Origin of the sequence: Microcoleus sp. PH2017_12_PCY_D_A (genome assembly GCF_020738565.1) — a bacterium.
Lineage (GTDB): Bacteria > Cyanobacteriota > Cyanobacteriia > Cyanobacteriales > Microcoleaceae > Microcoleus.
Window position 1 is genome coordinate 1 of sequence record NZ_JAEQCI010000063.1, and the last position, 16,868, is coordinate 16,868.

General features: G+C 45.1%; 16 protein-coding genes and 1 pseudogene. 8 read left to right on the top strand and 9 right to left on the bottom strand.

What is annotated here, in order from left to right; translation table 11 throughout:
- Positions 1–94: 94 nt before the first annotated feature.
- Positions 95–958 (top strand): annotated as a pseudogene (locus tag JGK39_RS18880) (FAD-binding protein); the annotation flags it as partial.
- Between the two features lie 218 nt (positions 959–1,176).
- Here JGK39_RS18880 and JGK39_RS18885 read toward each other — a convergent pair.
- The 4 genes from JGK39_RS18885 to JGK39_RS18900 form a co-directional block, all read right to left on the bottom strand.
- Positions 1,177–1,566, bottom strand: coding sequence for a hypothetical protein (locus tag JGK39_RS18885; RefSeq protein WP_293255236.1), 390 nt, complete (start codon positions 1,564–1,566; stop codon positions 1,177–1,179).
- Positions 1,567–1,915: 349 nt separating this feature from the next.
- Positions 1,916–2,806 (bottom strand): ABC transporter permease, encoded by an 891-nt coding sequence (locus JGK39_RS18890; RefSeq protein ID WP_293255239.1) that lies wholly within the window; start codon positions 2,804–2,806, stop codon positions 1,916–1,918.
- Positions 2,807–3,039: 233 nt separating this feature from the next.
- Entirely contained in the window at positions 3,040–3,441 is a 402-nt protein-coding gene (locus tag JGK39_RS18895; RefSeq protein WP_293255242.1) for a hypothetical protein, read from the bottom strand.
- Entirely contained in the window at positions 3,438–3,845 is a 408-nt protein-coding gene (locus tag JGK39_RS18900) for a hypothetical protein (protein WP_293255245.1), read from the bottom strand. Before JGK39_RS18900 ends, JGK39_RS18895 begins: the two co-directional genes overlap by 4 nt.
- A gap of 251 nt (positions 3,846–4,096) precedes the next feature.
- Between JGK39_RS18900 and JGK39_RS18905 the strand changes: the two genes are divergently transcribed.
- Positions 4,097–4,345 (top strand): hypothetical protein, encoded by a 249-nt coding sequence (locus tag JGK39_RS18905; protein ID WP_293255248.1) that lies wholly within the window; start codon positions 4,097–4,099, stop codon positions 4,343–4,345.
- A 48-nt stretch (positions 4,346–4,393) separates the two neighbouring features.
- Positions 4,394–4,687, top strand: a complete 294-nt coding sequence (locus JGK39_RS18910) for a hypothetical protein (RefSeq protein WP_293255251.1) — start codon at positions 4,394–4,396, stop codon at positions 4,685–4,687.
- Between the two features lie 45 nt (positions 4,688–4,732).
- Here JGK39_RS18910 and JGK39_RS18915 read toward each other — a convergent pair whose 3' ends face one another.
- Complete coding sequence (locus tag JGK39_RS18915) at positions 4,733–5,809, bottom strand: hypothetical protein (RefSeq protein WP_293255254.1); 1,077 nt, start codon at positions 5,807–5,809, stop codon at positions 4,733–4,735.
- Positions 5,810–6,197: 388 nt separating this feature from the next.
- On the opposite strand from JGK39_RS18915, the gene JGK39_RS18920 reads away from it, so the two are divergent.
- On the top strand, positions 6,198–6,815 hold the full coding sequence (locus tag JGK39_RS18920; RefSeq protein ID WP_293255256.1) for a Uma2 family endonuclease: 618 nt from the start codon (positions 6,198–6,200) through the stop codon (positions 6,813–6,815).
- 231 nt (positions 6,816–7,046) lie between these two features.
- On the opposite strand, the gene JGK39_RS18925 is transcribed toward JGK39_RS18920, so the two are convergent.
- Positions 7,047–8,069 (bottom strand): ABC transporter ATP-binding protein, encoded by a 1,023-nt coding sequence (locus tag JGK39_RS18925; protein ID WP_293255307.1) that lies wholly within the window; start codon positions 8,067–8,069, stop codon positions 7,047–7,049.
- Positions 8,070–8,815: 746 nt separating this feature from the next.
- The gene (locus tag JGK39_RS18930; RefSeq protein WP_015175516.1) at positions 8,816–9,004 is read right to left on the bottom strand and encodes a hypothetical protein; all 189 of its coding nucleotides are present in this window, start codon (positions 9,002–9,004) and stop codon (positions 8,816–8,818) included.
- A 181-nt stretch (positions 9,005–9,185) separates the two neighbouring features.
- Here JGK39_RS18930 and JGK39_RS18935 point away from each other — a divergent pair, with 181 nt between their 5' ends.
- Positions 9,186–9,398: a hypothetical protein gene (locus JGK39_RS18935; RefSeq protein ID WP_293297051.1), complete on the top strand. Its 213-nt coding sequence runs from the start codon at positions 9,186–9,188 to the stop codon at positions 9,396–9,398.
- A 116-nt stretch (positions 9,399–9,514) separates the two neighbouring features.
- Here the strand turns inward: JGK39_RS18935 and JGK39_RS18940 are convergent, their stop codons facing one another.
- Positions 9,515–10,438 carry a histone deacetylase gene (locus tag JGK39_RS18940; RefSeq protein WP_293297054.1) on the bottom strand — a complete coding sequence of 308 codons (924 nt, stop codon included), beginning with the start codon at positions 10,436–10,438 and terminating at the stop codon, positions 9,515–9,517.
- A 397-nt stretch (positions 10,439–10,835) separates the two neighbouring features.
- On the opposite strand from JGK39_RS18940, the gene gyrA reads away from it, so the two are divergent.
- Complete coding sequence (gene gyrA / locus JGK39_RS18945) at positions 10,836–13,520, top strand: DNA gyrase subunit A (protein ID WP_293255265.1); 2,685 nt, start codon at positions 10,836–10,838, stop codon at positions 13,518–13,520.
- 117 nt (positions 13,521–13,637) lie between these two features.
- Positions 13,638–14,291 carry a Uma2 family endonuclease gene (locus JGK39_RS18950; protein ID WP_293255268.1) on the top strand — a complete coding sequence of 218 codons (654 nt, stop codon included), beginning with the start codon at positions 13,638–13,640 and terminating at the stop codon, positions 14,289–14,291.
- A gap of 182 nt (positions 14,292–14,473) precedes the next feature.
- Here JGK39_RS18950 and JGK39_RS18955 read toward each other — a convergent pair whose 3' ends face one another.
- Entirely contained in the window at positions 14,474–15,334 is an 861-nt protein-coding gene (locus JGK39_RS18955) for a Uma2 family endonuclease (RefSeq protein ID WP_293255271.1), read from the bottom strand.
- Between the two features lie 217 nt (positions 15,335–15,551).
- Here JGK39_RS18955 and JGK39_RS18960 point away from each other — a divergent pair, with 217 nt between their 5' ends.
- Positions 15,552–16,847 (top strand): ribonuclease D, encoded by a 1,296-nt coding sequence (locus JGK39_RS18960; protein WP_293255274.1) that lies wholly within the window; start codon positions 15,552–15,554, stop codon positions 16,845–16,847.
- Positions 16,848–16,868 lie beyond the last annotated feature (21 nt).

Consider the following 16,868-nt stretch of genomic DNA (forward strand, 5'->3'; position numbering starts at 1 on the left):
GCCATCACAAGATTGACAAAACTTATATTGCCGATGCCAGCTCAAATTCACTCATCTTTCTAAATGCTGTTTTCTGACTTTTTCAGCAAGCCCTACTTACGGCCAGTTGCGCGATCGCGGAAATCTTCATGCGGTGCGAGTAGTTACAATGGAAGATGAGCCGCGGGTTATGGAATTGCGGGGCGATGAAGTGCAAAAAGTCAATCACGCTTACGGCACAAATGGGATTATTACTGAGTTAGAAATCCCCCTCGCCCCTGCTTATCCTTGGGCGGAAATCATCGTGGCTTTTGATGATTTTATGACTTCGGCAAAGTTCGGTCAAGCTTTGGGCGATGCTGACGGAATTATCAAAAAACTAATTTGTGTTTGTGCTTGGCCGATTCCTGCTTATTTTGCTGCTTTCCGCGATGAGATTCCTGAAGGGAAGCACTGCGCTTTGTTAATGGTAGCTGAATCTTGTCTGGAACCGCTGCAAGATTTGGTGCGGGAATATGGGGGCACGATTTGCTATCAAAAAAGCGCGCAAGAAGCGAGCAAAGGTGCGGCAATTGCTGAATATACTTGGAATCATACAACTCTTCACGCTCGCAGTGCGGACCCATCTCTGACTTATTTGCAGACTCTTTTTCCGGCAGATAAAGGTTTGAAATTAGTTGAGGAACTGTATGATTATTATGGCGATGAGGTGATGGTACACCTGGAGTTTTTGCGGATGAACGGGAGGGCGATCGCGGCTGCTTTGCAAATAGTTCGCTACACTACGGAAGCGCGGCTTAATGAAATTATTCGCTATCACGAAGAGCAAGGCGCACTGATTGCTAATCCCCATACTTTTATTTTGGAAGATGGAGGGATGAAGAGTATTAATGTGGAACAGTTGCAGTTTAAAGAGTTGGTCGATCCTTACGGTTTGCTGAATCCTGGTAAAATGCGGGCGTGGTTGGAACGGGATTAAGGGCGATGGTTTGTAGTGAGGACTTCAGTCCTTCTTCAAGGTTCTATCGTTCGGACTTCAGTTTTTGAGATCGGATAAATTTAGTCAATTCGGACTAAAGTCCTTACTACAAACCTGTCAATTCGGACTAAAGTCCTTACTACAAACCTGTCAATTCGGACTAAAGTCCTTACTACAAACCTTCAATTCGGACTAAAGTCCTTACTACAAACCGAAATTTAAGGGACGGGGGCGGTAATTTCTGTAGGTGCGATCGCCCCTGGTGCAGGTACTGCTTGTTTTTCCAGCATTTGGCGCTGTTTGTTCCGAAATTCGGCGGCCGCGTCGTTCAAATTTTGGCGCTGTTCAGTGTTGAATTCTTCGATGCTGCGGCCGCCTCCGAGTCTGGATCTGTGAATTAAATCAAATAATCCGCCTCCGCTGCTGCGCCCGGAAAAAGGGTCGGTATTGTCTTTGGTTTGAAAGTCTTGCAGCGGTTGGGCGTTATTGTTATTTAAACCGCTGGCTTGAGCGAAGGTTGGTTGTGGCGTGAAAAGAGCACTGGTGGCGATCGCGCTTGCAGCAACCCGAATCATCAATTTGGCAGATTTACAAGTTTTGGTGTTCATAATTTATTAGTTGAATCTTCAAAAAAACAATTGTATCTCAACAATATTCTGACTGGCGGCTAAATATTATATTACTTCTTAAAAGTTTAGAGCCGGGTAAGGACAAGGCATTGCTCATTCGCGCCAAATTACTTAACGTTACACCCGGAGTCCGGCAGGGGTTGAAACCCCTGCCTCAAAGCGAAAGTCCTCTTGCATAGGACTCAAGAATTAATCGAACTCATCAGTCCTCTTTAGAGGACTTCAGCTTTGAGGCAGGGACTTAAGTCCTTGCCGGACTTGTGGTTTGACGTGTTTGTTGACTGCACTGGGCATTGCAGTGTCCCTACAATTGACGGTGCATATCGCCCTAAGCAAACCGGCGCCGCAACAGCGGTTGAATGCTGAGGAGCGCTACCAAATCAAACGCTAGCAGCACTAATAGCGCTCCTCCAAAGGTGACTGTACCCCAAGGAGCTTGCATGACGACGCTAGCTAGCGACCAATCGCCGTGCAGGTACAAATAGCGGATGGGTTCGATCGCGTAACTCAGAGGATTGAGAGTGACGACAACTTGCAGCCAGTCTGGCATAAATGACAGCGGCGCGAGGGCGGTGCTGGCAAATAATAGCGGCAAGTTGGTGACAAAAATTACTGCGATTAATTCTACGTGGCCGGGGAGAGCAAAAGCTAAACCGAGACTGAGGCCCGTGACGCCCAAAACTAATAGTAAGACAATTAGGGCGATCGCCCCGAGTCCGGCAATTCCGGGGAATCCCGATCCCAAAAAGGCTCCCGCTGTAACGATTGCGCCGGTTTGGATAAAGCTGAGGGTGACGATAAAAATAGCCGAAGCTAGGACGATCGAAAATCTGGAAGCCAGCGGCGCGACTAACAGGCGGTTGAGAAATCCGAATTCGCGATCGAACATTATCGGCAAACCGGCATTCAGCGCCCCTGCAAAGGCTGTAAAAACGATGACGCCGGCGCCGAGAAATTGTCCGTAATTCTGGCTTTCGCCGAACAAGCCGGCGGGTGCATTTTTAAACAGAGCACCGAACAAAACCAACCACATCAGTGGCTGAATGATTCCTGCAACTAGCGTGGAGGGGCGGCGCTGCAATTGAATAAACAGGCGCTTGGTTAGGGCGAGTGTTTCTTGGATGAAGTCGCCCAGCAGGGAACTGTTGGGGGGTGTAATCGCTGTTGAGGGCGATCGCTGCTGCTTGAGGTTGTTGGGGGATGTGACAGTACCGCTCATAATTGCTTGTTGATTTTGACTGTTGTGATTATTTTTACAAGAAATATGGTGAATGGGATTTTGGCAGTCTGCTTTGATTATAGGCTATTTCAAGTTGAGAGGGGGAATAGAATTAGCTTTCGCGATCCGAAAGAATGCGATCGAAGTATTAATCTGTTGGTGTTATTGCGAGTGAATAGCGAAGCAATCGCAGTATAGACAAGTAAGTAGGTCAGACCCCAAAACTTATTGAATTACGGTTGCGAAGGTTGCCATACAATTATAGACCTATCCGCTAATAAATCAGCTAATCTTTCAGCTTTGTCTCGGTCATCTTTCACATGAGGTAAACCGACAATCAAAGCGTGGAAGGCTGAATCAGGTACTGCATCTAAACCTAATTCACGAATTAGCCCTACTTGGAGACTAGCAACTCCATAACAATTTTTGAATTTTGCTGCACATTGTTCGGGCGAACGAATACTGGCAATTGTCACCGACAAGCCCGCTTCATTGGCTCGCAGTAAATAAGCTGCAGGGAAAACTAAATTATTTGCTTCGTCAATCCATTGTCTGCGGAGTAAAGCTCTATAAACAATAGCATTTTCAGCTAAAGGCTCAAACTCAGAATTACTGCTAGAAGATGTCTCAATCATGCTTGGTTATACCACTCCAACCAATGAACTAACGTTGACGCGGCAATGATATCTTCTGATTTATATTCCTCATGCTTCTGATGATAAATGTAAGCTCGATCGTCCGCATTAGATGGACAGAACAACCTGACTCTACAATCGGCACTTGTATTTTGCCAAGCAAGTCTAATACTACCTAGCTCGTCTGTAGAAACCGATGCTTTAGGGAAATTCTCACGCAAAACATCATAGGCTTCTACCACCCATTTCATCGCTGTCCTAAAAGCGTATTCTGTGGGTTTCAAAATTCCATATTCGTCTTCGTCTTCTAAATCTAAAAGTTCGATCAGACGTTCGACAGTAATCCTGAAGTTTAATAATCCCTTACTGCTACTCTCAGCAATTTGTTCGTTAGCTACAGTCATCAGATATAGTCCTCAAGCCGATCGCCAGTTTAATCTTAACACATTTTTTGCAGCCTGCTTCGATCGCAGGCTATTGGGAGTTGAGAGGGCGATTCCCTACGGGATAGCTTCGCTTCACGGCTTTTGGTAGCGGCTGGTATCGCTGTTCGTGGGATTGGTAGCATGAAAGGATCGAATTGTGCTAAAATTGGTAAACGGTACATATTAATAATTTAGTTTCGGAATTTTTAACGAGATTGGAGGATAAGTTGATGTCATCAAGTGCGATCGCCGTTTTGGTCAAAATCATGGAATCTCTGCCGCCAACTGTGCAAGATATAGTTGTTGAACACTTGAAAGAATACATTCGGAAATTTAATATTACTGTTGCTGTGAGTCCCGACGGTAAGCTGGAAATCCCGGTCGAGATTGAAAGTCAACTAAAGTCGGGCGATAAATACACAGTTACAGTTACAGAAGATAGCATGGTTTTTCAGAAGGTGAAAGCGGGTTTTAATTAGGAGGAATGGCGGCGACGTATAGATTCATTGCCACCCGATCCAAATCCGATGACAATCGAAGAAATTTGTGAAGTTGTCCGGGAAGTGCGCCGCGAAAAACAGTCTGAAAGAGAGTCACAGCTATTAGAACCACTGTATCAGTGTCAGACACAAATACAGTCTAATTCTCAACTTTTAGAAATACCTTCACTTGCTCAATACCCCAGCCGTCGCGAGTTTATGAAATTGCCCATTGAAGAGAGACGGCGCATTTTAGCAGAACAGGCTGAGGTGATGTTAAGTCATTACCAGGAAGATAGAGAATGGCAAGAATTACAGACAGGAGACTTAATTGACTACTAACTCTCCGTCTCCCAGGGATACGGCTTGTTCTAATTTGGCAAAGTTTTACTTACTTTCTTTTTCGTTGTTGTCCTCTTTTTTTGCGATCGCTGATTTTGATTTGGTCACTGTCTTAGTTTTTTTGCTTTCAGTTGATGTTTTTTTAGTTTGAGTTTTTTTCTTTGCCTCAGATTTTGTCTTCCGATCTTCTTGTTGTGTTTCTTCTTTCCGTAGCGCCATATCTAATAACTTTCCTCTCGGGCTAGAAAGATAAGAAATAAACCATTCTTTGAAAATCTCAAATTTTTGTTTGTCGCCAAATTGAACAAGAGGAATAGTAAACAATTCTCCGTGTCTCGCAAAATATATTCCGATGTTTTCAATTGGTTTGTCATCTGGATTACTATTTACACCACCAATAAGTGATAAAATATAATACCCTAAAACTTGGTTAATATAATTTCTATCTAGTTTAAGATTTTTAGTTACTTTTATGTCAATTAGAGTATTGTCAATAATCAGATCGGCGTCTGCACCATGAACTAAGCTTGAGCCTGCGCCAAACGTTGGATTCAAATAATATTTCTCTTTTGCTTGGAAGTTTTTATTGTCAACAAGTGAAATGAGTGATTTTAGATCTTTGATATCTTCATGGTTGTAATTGTCGAAATTTTCATCGATAAGACCTGCTCTATAAAATCCATCAAGTTTCGCAAGAAAAATTGTATTGCAAATTAATTCATCAGTGATCGCTCCATTCTCAATATAATTGTTATAATTAATTTTGGTGTCTTTATATTGGTTGGTGATAATTTCTAAAAAGTCTTGTTTTTTGAATACTTTATCACCACGAAAGCCTGTCGATAATTCTTGTTTAGTTGTTGAATTCAAATATAAACATAGCTTTTCAAACGAACCATCTGCTACCCAAAAGTCTTTTTGAATAAAAGTGTCTTTATTGTGGCACTCTAAATAAAAGCGAAGTAAATAGTCAAAAGCTGTCCCAACAATTGCATAATTAGTTGTCAATGGCGGTGCTTTAAGTTTCGCCTTTAAATTAAAAGATGGTGTTAAAAATTCTGTCTTGAATTTGTCTCTAAGTTCTTGATTTTTTTTATCTGACAAGATTGATGTTAAACTCATAAATTCTATTTGTTAAGTTTTATGTGAGAAGATGCTTGACTAGCTGTGAGAGGCTTGAGCATTCAAATAATAACACAATCTGACGCAGGTTAGTAAATTTTATAATCCCAAACCCCAAGAGCGCTCGCCACTGTCTGATTATTTTAGAAACAGGCGATCGCTCAAATCAGCAACGAAATCGAACCTCTCTCGCTTACCCAATTGATGGCAAAATGTCAAGGGTCGCAAGCCGAATCATTTAAAGCAATACAATCCTTAGAAAGACGGGGAATGATAGCAAGATCGCTCGGTGAAGCTGAAACCGTTTTCACGATGCCACCTGTGTTAAAAGAGTATGTTAAAATGGTTGCAGAATAGTCTTAAAAATATAGATAAATGAGAATCAACCATGACCGCAACTCCTACCCCAATTAAGCAGAATCTCACTTTTAAGCGATTCATCAAGCAACTTCCAGATGAAGACGGACGTTATGAACTTGTTAATGGAAAAATTGTCAAAATCTTACCAACAATCAGACTGCACGAAAATGTAGCTGATTTTATTGAAAATACGTTCCAATACGAGGTGAAAAGCTTCAACCTGAATTACAGAGTATCTGGCAGAATTATGGTGAGGACTTTAACCTCAAATGATCGAGAACAAGGCCGCCATCCCGATCTTACTGTAGTAGACAAAACCCTCTGGGAATCGGAGCCTTTCGCCCCCTCAGCCCTAACTGAACCACCACAATTAGTGGTAGAAGTTGTCTCAACAAATTGGGAAGATGATTATATCGACAAGCTCGATGAATATCAGCGGCTGGGAATTTCTGAATACTGGATTGTCGATTATTTAGCTTTGGGAAGTCGCGATTATTTGGGCAATCCGAAAGTTGCGACTGTTTTTGTTTACCTGCTCGATGAAAATGGGGTTTATCAAATGACTGCTTACCGAGGAACTGAGCGAATTATTTCCCGAACTTTCCCAGAATTAGCGCTGACAGCAGAGCAAGTTTTAGATGTATAAAAAAAGAAACCCGGTTTCTGAGGAATATCTGGTTTAGCGGCGAGAAATCTGTGAAGAAACCGGGTTTCTCACCCCGCGCGCCGCTCAGTCCGGCAGGGGTTAAAACCCCCGCCTCATAGCAGAAGTCCTCTGAAGAGGACTGATGAGTTTAACAGTCCTCTTCAGAGGACTTTCGCTATTAGCCTGGGGTTTTAACCCCAGGCGGTTTTTCGGCTCACCAATGGGTATAATTTAAGACCGCATCGCCGCCTTTTGCTCCGCCTTCAAATCGCGGTTGCTAGCCGCCGCCAACTCCGCATCCAACAGCGTCTTACCAGTCGCCGCCAAATACACATCATCCAAACTCGGCCGAGATTGAGCAATCCCAAAAGTAGGAAGTCCCGCATCTTTCAATGCTTGCTGAATAGTCACCAGCGCATCGCTTTGCGGTGTTACTACTAAATTGAGAGAATTTCCTTGGGCGGTGTTGACAATTACTTCTTGCACGAAAGGGAGAGATTGCATTAAAGCTTGGGCTTTTTGGGCTTCTTCTAGTGGCGAAAACTCCCGAATCCGCAGAGTCACCCGATCGCCCCCAACGCGATTTTTCAACTCCTCCGGCGTACCCTGTGCAATCACCGTACCCTTGTCAATAATCGCCACGCGATCGGCCAAAGCATCCACTTCTTCCAGATAATGGCTGGTAATCAACACCGTCGTACCTTCCTCCCGCAACCGCCGCAGGAAATCCCACACTACCACCCGGCTTTCAATATCGAGCCCGACAGTCGGTTCGTCTAACACCAAAACATCCGGCTGGTGAAGCAATCCTGCTGCTAAGTCGAGGCGCTTGCGGATACCGCCGGAATAGGTGCCCGTTTTTTTATTTTCCCACTCCTCCAAACCGAGGAGTTGCACCATTTTATCAATCCGCCCTTTAATCGTATTGCGCGGTAAATGGTAAAGCGCCGCTTGCAGTTGCAGGAGTTCGCGCCCTGTCAGCACCTTGTCAAGAGCCACTTCTTGGGCGACGTAGCCGAGTTTCTGTCTGGCCATTCTCGGCTGGCTGACTGCTGAAATGCCAGATACTTCAATGCGTCCGCTATCGGGCGCGCTCAATGTACAAAGTACCCGCAGGGTTGTGGTTTTGCCTGCACCGTTGGGGCCTAGCAAACCAAATATTTCCCCCGGTTCTACCTTGAAGGAAACATCTTTAACGGCTTCTACATTGCCGTAGCGTTTCTGAAGATTTTCAATTAAAACGGCGGGAGCCATATATTTTAAGGATGAACTGGTTGTTAATATTTTGACACTTCTGGGCTTAATTTGCCGGAATGGCCGATCGCAGGTTCCGACTTCCTGTGCTTGTGGCGATCGTACATTCCGACTCAACGGGAAACTGCTGATTGTTTTGATTTTTGATAACGGTTTAAAAATTTTCAACTTGATGACGCTTCGTAAGCCGAATCGCCATCAGTCTTTCCTAATCTCAAATATAAACTTTTCTAGCAACCGCGCTCGACGTTTAAGATGTTTTTAATTACTGAAAACCTTACGTTCGATTGCTTCTTCCGACTTCCTTCTTCATTCTTCCTGATGACTGATGACTAATGACTGATGACCAATGACCAATGACCAAGGACTAATGACTTCTTCTATTACCTCCAAAAAACTATGAGTTTTGAGTTAATTCTAACTTGGAAGTTAGCAACTCAAAACTCACATTTTTTAAACAAGTAGAGATGCACCCGAAACCTGTTATTTTATAATTATCTCTACCTCTAGGCGGATGTCGATCGCAATTTGAATCATTAACACCGCTCTCCAACACATTCAACTGTCGCTTAAAAACACGGAAAACTTCCCTAGGTGGCAAGTTCTACTTTTATCCAGCTTGCAAAACAATGTAACTGTAGCCCCGTGTTCTATACCCCGATAATCATCAGTCATTACCAATTCTTTCAGCGAAAATTGAAAATGCCATGAACTTCTTTCTCGCTCGGGAGTAGGGTGCCGCGTCTTTAATCGACAATTTTTACCCAACCGCGACGCACATTGTACAGCAGTCGGTTGATGATGGCATACTCATCTTCATTCAGGGTTCTTTCTAAGAGTGCGGATCTTAGCTGTCTCCGGTCGTGGCGAGTCACAACACTAGAAAACATGACTTGACCAAATAATTCTTCGAGTGTCATTTGGGAAACTGACATGATAAACCTCCTAGTTGATTGAGAGATCTTAAAATTTTACAGGTTGATTGTAATCCTATTATGCTCTGTCCGATCGCCCATTCCTGCGATCGAAAACATTGACACGGTGTGATTTTTAGGCTAAAAATTTGTGACCGAGACTTAGACGCCGAGTGACTCGGATCTTTTAAATTCGTGACGCTTGTCACAGAATGAAGGAAGAAGGAAGAAGGAAGAGGATCGATGTGAAGGAGGAAGAGGGAAGTCAGAACAAGGTTTGAGGTTGGAGGGCAGAAGGCCGTGCCGCGCGATCGGCAAATCTCAAGTTTCGCGATCGCCCGCCATTGCTGTCAACCCCCTCCTAATCGGTTCTCAACCTGATTTTCCCGTCTGCCAATTTAGGAATGAGAATTAAATAACCCACACTCTTGAAAGTGGGATGGGCGTCCCGCCCGTCTATAAAGGACGGGCGGGACGCCCATCCCACAACAATTAAAATTGTAAGTTATTTACAGGAGCGATCCTTAGCAGCTAATTGAGGCATCGATCGATAGTCGCCACCACCGACTCGCCCAACTCTTTGAGCGCGTAACCGCCCTCCAAACCGAAGGCGATGCAGCGGGTGATTTGCAGGCAATATCCCGTGAAAGTACCGAAATCTGACGGCGCCAGATTCATGCTAGCCAGCGGATCCGAGGCTACTGCGTCGTAACCGGCGCTGACAATCAACAAATCCGGTTCAAAATTTGACAAAAACGGCACCACGAGAGATTCAAAGGCGCTCAGGTATTCAGCTATGCCGCCGCCCGGATACAGGGGAATATTCAGCACGTTGTTGTAGGCGCCGCGCTCGTCAGCATCTCCGGTTCCTGGATAGCAGGGAGATTGGTGCAGGGAACAGTAGGCAATTTGCCTGCTGTTTTCCACCAAAGATTGAGTGCCGTTGCCGTGGTGCACGTCCCAGTCTAGGATGGCGACGCGGTTGATGCCTGGCTGTTCCAGAGCGTAGTGAGCGGCGATCGCAGCGTTGGAAAACAAGCAAAATCCCATCGCGCGGCTGTTTTCGGCGTGGTGTCCCGGCGGCCTGGCGATCGTAAAAGCTGGTTCGTTGGTTGCTAAAACTCGATCGACCCCATCAAGCCAAGCACTCGCGGCCAGCAGCGCTACATCGTAACTTTCAGCAGAAATTGGCGTGTCACCGTCCAGGTAGCCACCTCCGCGATGAGCCAAATGTTCGACTTCTTTGATGTATCTTGGCGCGTGAACTTTTTTGATCGCTGACAACAGTTCTAGTTCGCGCTCGGCCACTGGGGTGGGCAGTTGCCACTCAATGCGATCGGCCCAGGGAGCAGCTAAAAGAGCATTGACGATCGCCGTCAAACGTTCTGGTCGCTCTGGGTGAAGCATTCCAGTTTTGTGCAGCAAAAAATCGGGGGAGTAGATGACGGGTAGCATCGGCAGATTTTAGAGTTAATATTTTATATTTTAGATTTTTAGTTTGCTTTAAGAAGGCCTTCGGTTTGGTGAAATTAAAATTGCGATCGGGCCACCATTTTAATTTTTTATATAGCCCCCAAAAAAACTCACCAAAGCATGAAACCCGACCGCCTAAAAAAACCTTTCTAGCTTTTGCCAATTGATGACTAAATCACCAACTGCTTTCCTTACAAATTTCCCTTGTTTCGTCCCTTAATTTTTCTAGCAACTTTCCCATAAAGTTAAGGGCAAATTGTGATATAATTTTAGGAGTAATTTGCAATATTTGGCAGCTCAACTGAATCCAGATCGATTTTATCGCATTTTTGGGATTTATAGCGGTCAAATTTAAAGTTTTAGCGGAGTTTTTCAACCTATGAGTATCTCTGAGTCGCGGATAATCCCGACGGATCTGGGTGGTGAGATGTCCCGATCGTACTTGGAATACGCCATGAGCGTCATAGTCGGTCGGGCGCTACCAGATGCCAGGGACGGTCTCAAGCCCGTTCACCGACGCATTCTCTACGCCATGAACGAATTGGGCTTAAGTCCCGATCGACCATTCCGCAAATGCGCCCGCGTCGTCGGGGAGGTGCTGGGCAAGTATCACCCGCACGGAGATACAGCAGTTTACGACGCCCTAGTGCGGATGGCTCAAGATTTCTCCATGCGCGAACGCCTGATCAACGGCCACGGCAACTTCGGCTCCGTTGACAACGACCCGCCCGCAGCCATGCGGTACACCGAATGCCGCCTCACAGCCCTGACTAGCGACTCCATGCTGCGCGACATCGACTGCGAAACAGTAGATTTCGGCGACAACTTCGACGGTTCCCAACAAGAACCCCTCGTACTCCCCGCACGCATCCCCCAAATTTTGCTCAACGGTTCCTCCGGGATTGCCGTAGGGATGGCCACCAACATTCCGCCCCACAACTTGGGCGAAATAATTGACGGTTTGGTAGCGCTAATCCACAATCCAGCAATTACCGATCTGGAATTGATGCAGTACATTCCCGGCCCGGACTTTCCCACCGGCGGGCAAATTCTCGGCAAAGGCGGCATTCGCGACGCTTACACCACCGGGCGCGGTTCCATTACCATGCGCGGAGTCGCCAACATTGAAACCATCGAACACGTCGGCCGCCCCGACAAAGAAGCAATTATTATCACCGAATTGCCTTACCAAACAAACAAGGCAGCGCTAATAGAGAAAATTGCCGAACTGGTAAACGACAAAAGATTAGATGGGATTTCCGACATTCGCGACGAAAGCGACAGAGACGGAATGCGCGTCGTGATCGAACTCAAACGCGACGCCTATCCCCGCGTCGTACTCAACAACCTCTACAAACAAACACCGCTCCAATCAAATTTTGGAGCCAATATGTTAGCGCTAGTAAATGGGGAGCCCCAACTACTGACGCTCTCACAATTCCTCAATGTCTTCCTAGACTTCCGCATTGAGACAATTACTCGCCGGACTCAATTTGAACTCCGGAAAGCAGAAGAACGCGACCATCTCCTGCAAGGCTTATTAATTGCCCTAGACAATTTAGATGCAATTATTCACCTAATTCGCGCCGCTGCCGACTCCGCCGCAGCCAAACAAGAATTGATGGATAATTACGGTCTTTCCGAACAGCAATCCGACGCAATTTTGCAAATGCAGCTTCGGCGTTTAACAGCCTTGGAAGCGCAAAAAATCCAGCAAGAACACGAAGAACTGCGAACAAAAATCGCCGACTTGGAAGATATCTTGGCGCGCCGGGAACGCATCTTAGAAATCGCCGAAGTTGAAGCGGTAGAAATTCAAACTAAAATCGCCACTCCTAGACGCAGTATCATCGAACACGCCGAAGGAGAAATCGATGAAAGAGATTTAATTGCCAACGAACAAGCAATTATTCTGATCACAGAGCAAGGCTACATCAAGCGGATGCCTGTCAGCACTTTCGAGGCCCAAAGCCGCGCTACTCGGGGCAAAGCAGGCGCGAAAATGAAGGAAGACGACGGAGTAGAACATTTCCTTTCCTGCTGCGATCACGACAGCGTTTTGTTCTTCAGCGACAGGGGCGTAGTTTACTCTCTCAAAGCTTATCAAATTCCCGTCAGTTCCCGGACGGCCCGCGGCACTCCCGTAGTACAACTTCTGCCGATTCCTATAGAAGAAAAAATCACTTCTATGGTGTCAGTCACGGAATTTACCAGCGAAGAATACTTGGTGATGCTGACTCGCAGCGGCTACATCAAGAAAACTGCACTTTCCGCTTTTGCGAACATCCGCACTAACGGCTTAATCGCGATTTCTCTCGAAGAAGGCGACCAATTGCGCTGGGTGCGGAGAGCAAAAGTTGGTGACAGCATTATCATCGGTACGCGCCAAGGTATGGCGATTCATTTCCGCACCAATCACGAACAGTTGCGCCCGGTAGGCCGCGCGACTCGGGGTGTAAAATCAATGAAATTGCGATCGGGCGATGAGCTGATCAGCATGGACATCTTGCCGAGTTCCATTGTTGCCGAAATTGCTGACACAGAAGATTCAGAATTGGAAGGAACAGATATTGCTCTGTTAGAAACAGAAGATTCGGAATTGGAAGCAGAAGATTTGGAATTGGAAGAAGAATTAGACACGCAAGCTGAGGAAATTGAAGGCGAAGAAGCTGAAGAAATTCCGACAGCTAGCAGCGAAGTTCCTTCGGTGTTGGTAATCACCACCAACGGCTACGGTAAGCGGGTTCCAGTTTCTCAATTCCGCCTCCAAAGACGCGCAGGCAAGGGATTGACTGCTACTAAATTCAAGTCAAAGAAAGGTAAGGATGAGGTAGCTGCGCTGCGAATTGTCAATGACAATGATGAATTGATGATTATTACCAACCGAGGTATTATTATCCGTCAGGTTGTGAGTGCAATTTCGACGCAATCGCGCACTGCGACGGGCGTGCGGGTGCAGCGGTTGGATGAGGATGATTCGATCGTAGCTGTGGCTTTGGTGCCGGCTGCGGGTGAAGAGTCGATCGAAGAATCGGCATCTGAGGAAGCGACAGAAGAGTCCTAGGTTAATGGTTTGTAGGGTGCGCACTGCGCACCTTACTGCTGTTGAATACTCAAAGTGCGATCGCCCTACTCAGAAATCTTCCTTCAAAAGTCAAAGTTTTTTTTCGGTGAGGTAATTATGAGTCAAGTCCAAAGCAAACTGCTAACTGATACCTGGGTTACGGCGACTTGGGATGAATACATAGAAATCATTAAACAGCCGGAGTACGATCGCGCAAAATGCTATTACTACAACGGACTGTTGAGGATTGAAATGGCAGCAGTCGGGCCAGATCGTGCTGATGACAACGGAATTATCGTCATCTTAATCAATTTATTTGGCATTGCCAAAGGTATCAAAATGAGACTGCTGGTCAATTGTAGCTATGCCAAAACGGGTGTCAGAGGCGCTCAACCTGATGCTTGTTACTACATCGGAGAGAGGGTGCAAACGGCGCCTCGCGGTAGTTCTGTAGTGAATTTGGATAGCGCAGCGGCCCCAGATTTGGCGATCGAAATTGCCGACAGTTCTCTCGTTGATGATTTGGGTACAAAAAGAATGATTTATGAAGAATTAGGAGTGTCTGAATATTGGGTAGTAGACGTACAAAAAGCCCAAGTTATTGCTTTTAAAATAATTGTTAACCGGGGAAGCGAACGTCTGACGGAATCTCAAATTTTGCCGGGGCTAAAAGTTGCTTTGTTAGAGGAAGGTTTGCGCCGCAGCCGCCAGACGGACAATACAGAAGTAGGTAGCTGGTTTTTAGAGGAAGTTCGCGGGAATCCTCAATAGTAGGCGCGGCATAGCTATCGCGTGAATCGAGCTTTTGGAGTTTTCAACCCAATCATCCAGAAACCGAGTTTTTCTAGGAAAAAGTATCGTTATTGCGATCGTTTCTAGTATAAAAACCCAGTTTCTTCAGGTTTACTGCGTAAGTCGTGAATCAGAATCTTTCACGAGATCTTTTGGGTAAGTTATGACAAATAAATTTGTCGTAAGTCTTCTAAACTCTCAACTGTGAACAAGCTAGAAGTTATAGTTTGCAGCAAATTCAGATCGTCAATGGCAGCAATCTCTGCAAAAATCTCTAACCCGGAACTTCCAAACTTAAGCTGTAAACCTAACTGAATGCCTTGTAATAAAGCCTGTTTCGTCTGATTTTGAGATTCAGTTAACTGTAATTGAGATACAGTTAATTGTGACTGAGTTTGAGAGAGACTGGCGGCTAATTCCTCCACAGTAGCAATAACATTCCCCTCAGCATCGCACCATCTTAACCAAGTATCATTGACGCTTTCAAAGACACCGCGCCAGAGGGTTAAACCTAAATCGACTAAGGGAAACCAAGTATCGGTTTTCGGCACATAGCGCCCCCCTTGTAGTTGAAAAATCTGTAAAGGGCGATCGCTCAATTCACCCAGAGGATCGTAAACAACATAATACATTACACCCATCAGGGCATAATCAGTAAATTTGCTACCCAATTCATTCCCCGGAGCCGGAGAAACAATTTCGATCGCAATTTCTGGAGGTTTCCCAAATTCCCAGAGCAAATAGGAACGAACATCTCGCCGATCCCAACTATCCGCAACAGTCACATTTAAACTGAGGAATATATCAGGAACTATCGCCGGATGCCGAACAGTACGGAAGATACCCACATTGGCTGCGACAATGAACGGAATACCACCATTTAACTCATATCCAGAGAGCACTTCCGTAAGCAGTCGCTGTTGTTTTTCGTTAATGAAACTATCCAAGGGAGTATCGTCTTCTTGTACGAGTTGTGTCGTATCGGGGTATTGACTGGGGTCAAGAATTATCTGCTCAGACATGGCTGATTTTGCTAGGATTTAATCGGGTTATGATTGTGCGATTTTCCTATGACAATCTTATCTCAATCTGGCAATCTTGTGTTAATTATTCACAATTTGTAGGGATGTTGACTCTACCCTAGCTAGAGGAAATAAAAGTACAAAAAAACTTGACAGTTGACACGATAATTGCTATAGCATAATATAAGCGTAAGATTAATAGCAAAAGTCGGTAAAAATGCCTTATTTAACAGCAGCAAATGACATCAAAGCACTGATAGCTAAACTTTCTCAAGCTAAAATCCTGTGGGTAGACACAGAAATAGCAGACTATAAATCCAACCCCAAATTATCTCTGATTCAAGTATTAGCTGACTCCACAGATTCGACGGGAAATGCCACCTTTCTGCTAGATGTCTTAGATAAACCGGAATTGGCAAAAGATTTCATCAACCAAATCATGGTAAATCCAGATATTGAAAAAGTCTTGCACAACGCCAGCTATGACATCAGATTTCTCGGTAATGACGACGCTCAAAATGTCACTTGCACATTGCAAATGGCGAGAAAAATTCCAGCTTACATTCTGCCCTTACCCAACCGACAACTCAAAACATTAATAGAAACACTTTGCGGCATTGCTTATGTAGATAAAACAGAACAAAGCGGCGATTGGGCAAAACGTCCCCTGACTGATAAGCAGCTAGAATATGCCAAGATGGACGCGGTTTATTTAGCTAGAGTGCATCAGCGCTTGCTAGAAATTCTTGCCCAATCTTACCCCGAACCCGCAACGGAAAACTTGACCGCGTTGGGGGAAAAATATCAGGAAATAGAATCTCAGTGGAGGCCGCTTGACTCAGAAATCTCTGAAGTGAAAGAACGATTTAAAGCTGGAATGATGGCGCAAAAGCTCAAAAATAGTTCTTATTTTCAGCTTTCCAGTTCTATAACGATGAAAGTTGATTTTATGACGCTGGCGAAACTGACGCAAACTCAGGGAATTGAGTTGAATTTTCCGGTGACGCTGACGAAAGAAATTCAAAAACAGTTAGGGGAAGTCATCTCTCATCCATCTTTGGAAGTTGAGGATATTGCTAGTTGGCGGTTGAATTCTAATGTACAGCAGCGGCGAAAATCTACTACTAAGAAAATTGTGCCGGAACCCGAGAGTGAGGATTTAACAGCGTTGGGGAAAAGGTATCAAGAAATTTTGCCAGAATGGAAGTTGCTGGATTCGGAAGTTGAGCATCTGAAAGAGCGGATTAAAAAAGCAATGTTGGTGCAAAATAAGGGCAATACTCCTCATTTTAAGTTGTCAAGTTCTTCGATTTTGAAGGTAGATTTTGCTAGCTTGGCTAAACTTGTGCAATCTGCGGGAGTTGAGTTGGATTTTATGGTGACGCTGACTCAATACATTCAAAAGCAGTTGGGGGATGCGATTAACACAATTGATGTGCAAATTGAGTATATTACCAGTTGGCGGATGACGGCTAAGACTGTGGAAGATGAAGATGAGGAAATCCCGTTTTAAGAAGACAGGGCGGTTTCAACT

What these genes read in the sequence shown, in the direction of transcription:
- JGK39_RS18885 (WP_293255236.1), bottom strand. Translation starts at nt 1,566, where the DNA reads ATGAACACCAAAACTTGTAAATCTGCCAAATTGATGATTCGGGTTGCT.
- JGK39_RS18890 (WP_293255239.1), bottom strand. Translation starts at nt 2,806, where the DNA reads ATGAGCGGTACTGTCACATCCCCCAACAACCTCAAGCAGCAGCGATCG.
- JGK39_RS18895 (WP_293255242.1), bottom strand. Translation starts at nt 3,441, where the DNA reads ATGATTGAGACATCTTCTAGCAGTAATTCTGAGTTTGAGCCTTTAGCT.
- JGK39_RS18900 (WP_293255245.1), bottom strand. Translation starts at nt 3,845, where the DNA reads ATGACTGTAGCTAACGAACAAATTGCTGAGAGTAGCAGTAAGGGATTA.
- JGK39_RS18905 (WP_293255248.1), top strand. Translation starts at nt 4,097, where the DNA reads ATGTCATCAAGTGCGATCGCCGTTTTGGTCAAAATCATGGAATCTCTG.
- JGK39_RS18910 (WP_293255251.1), top strand. Translation starts at nt 4,394, where the DNA reads ATGACAATCGAAGAAATTTGTGAAGTTGTCCGGGAAGTGCGCCGCGAA.
- JGK39_RS18915 (WP_293255254.1), bottom strand. Translation starts at nt 5,809, where the DNA reads ATGAGTTTAACATCAATCTTGTCAGATAAAAAAAATCAAGAACTTAGA.
- JGK39_RS18920 (WP_293255256.1), top strand. Translation starts at nt 6,198, where the DNA reads ATGACCGCAACTCCTACCCCAATTAAGCAGAATCTCACTTTTAAGCGA.
- JGK39_RS18925 (WP_293255307.1), bottom strand. Translation starts at nt 8,069, where the DNA reads ATGGCTCCCGCCGTTTTAATTGAAAATCTTCAGAAACGCTACGGCAAT.
- JGK39_RS18930 (WP_015175516.1), bottom strand. Translation starts at nt 9,004, where the DNA reads ATGTCAGTTTCCCAAATGACACTCGAAGAATTATTTGGTCAAGTCATG.
- JGK39_RS18940 (WP_293297054.1), bottom strand. Translation starts at nt 10,438, where the DNA reads ATGCTACCCGTCATCTACTCCCCCGATTTTTTGCTGCACAAAACTGGA.
- gyrA (WP_293255265.1), top strand. Translation starts at nt 10,836, where the DNA reads ATGAGTATCTCTGAGTCGCGGATAATCCCGACGGATCTGGGTGGTGAG.
- JGK39_RS18950 (WP_293255268.1), top strand. Translation starts at nt 13,638, where the DNA reads ATGAGTCAAGTCCAAAGCAAACTGCTAACTGATACCTGGGTTACGGCG.
- JGK39_RS18955 (WP_293255271.1), bottom strand. Translation starts at nt 15,334, where the DNA reads ATGTCTGAGCAGATAATTCTTGACCCCAGTCAATACCCCGATACGACA.
- JGK39_RS18960 (WP_293255274.1), top strand. Translation starts at nt 15,552, where the DNA reads ATGCCTTATTTAACAGCAGCAAATGACATCAAAGCACTGATAGCTAAA.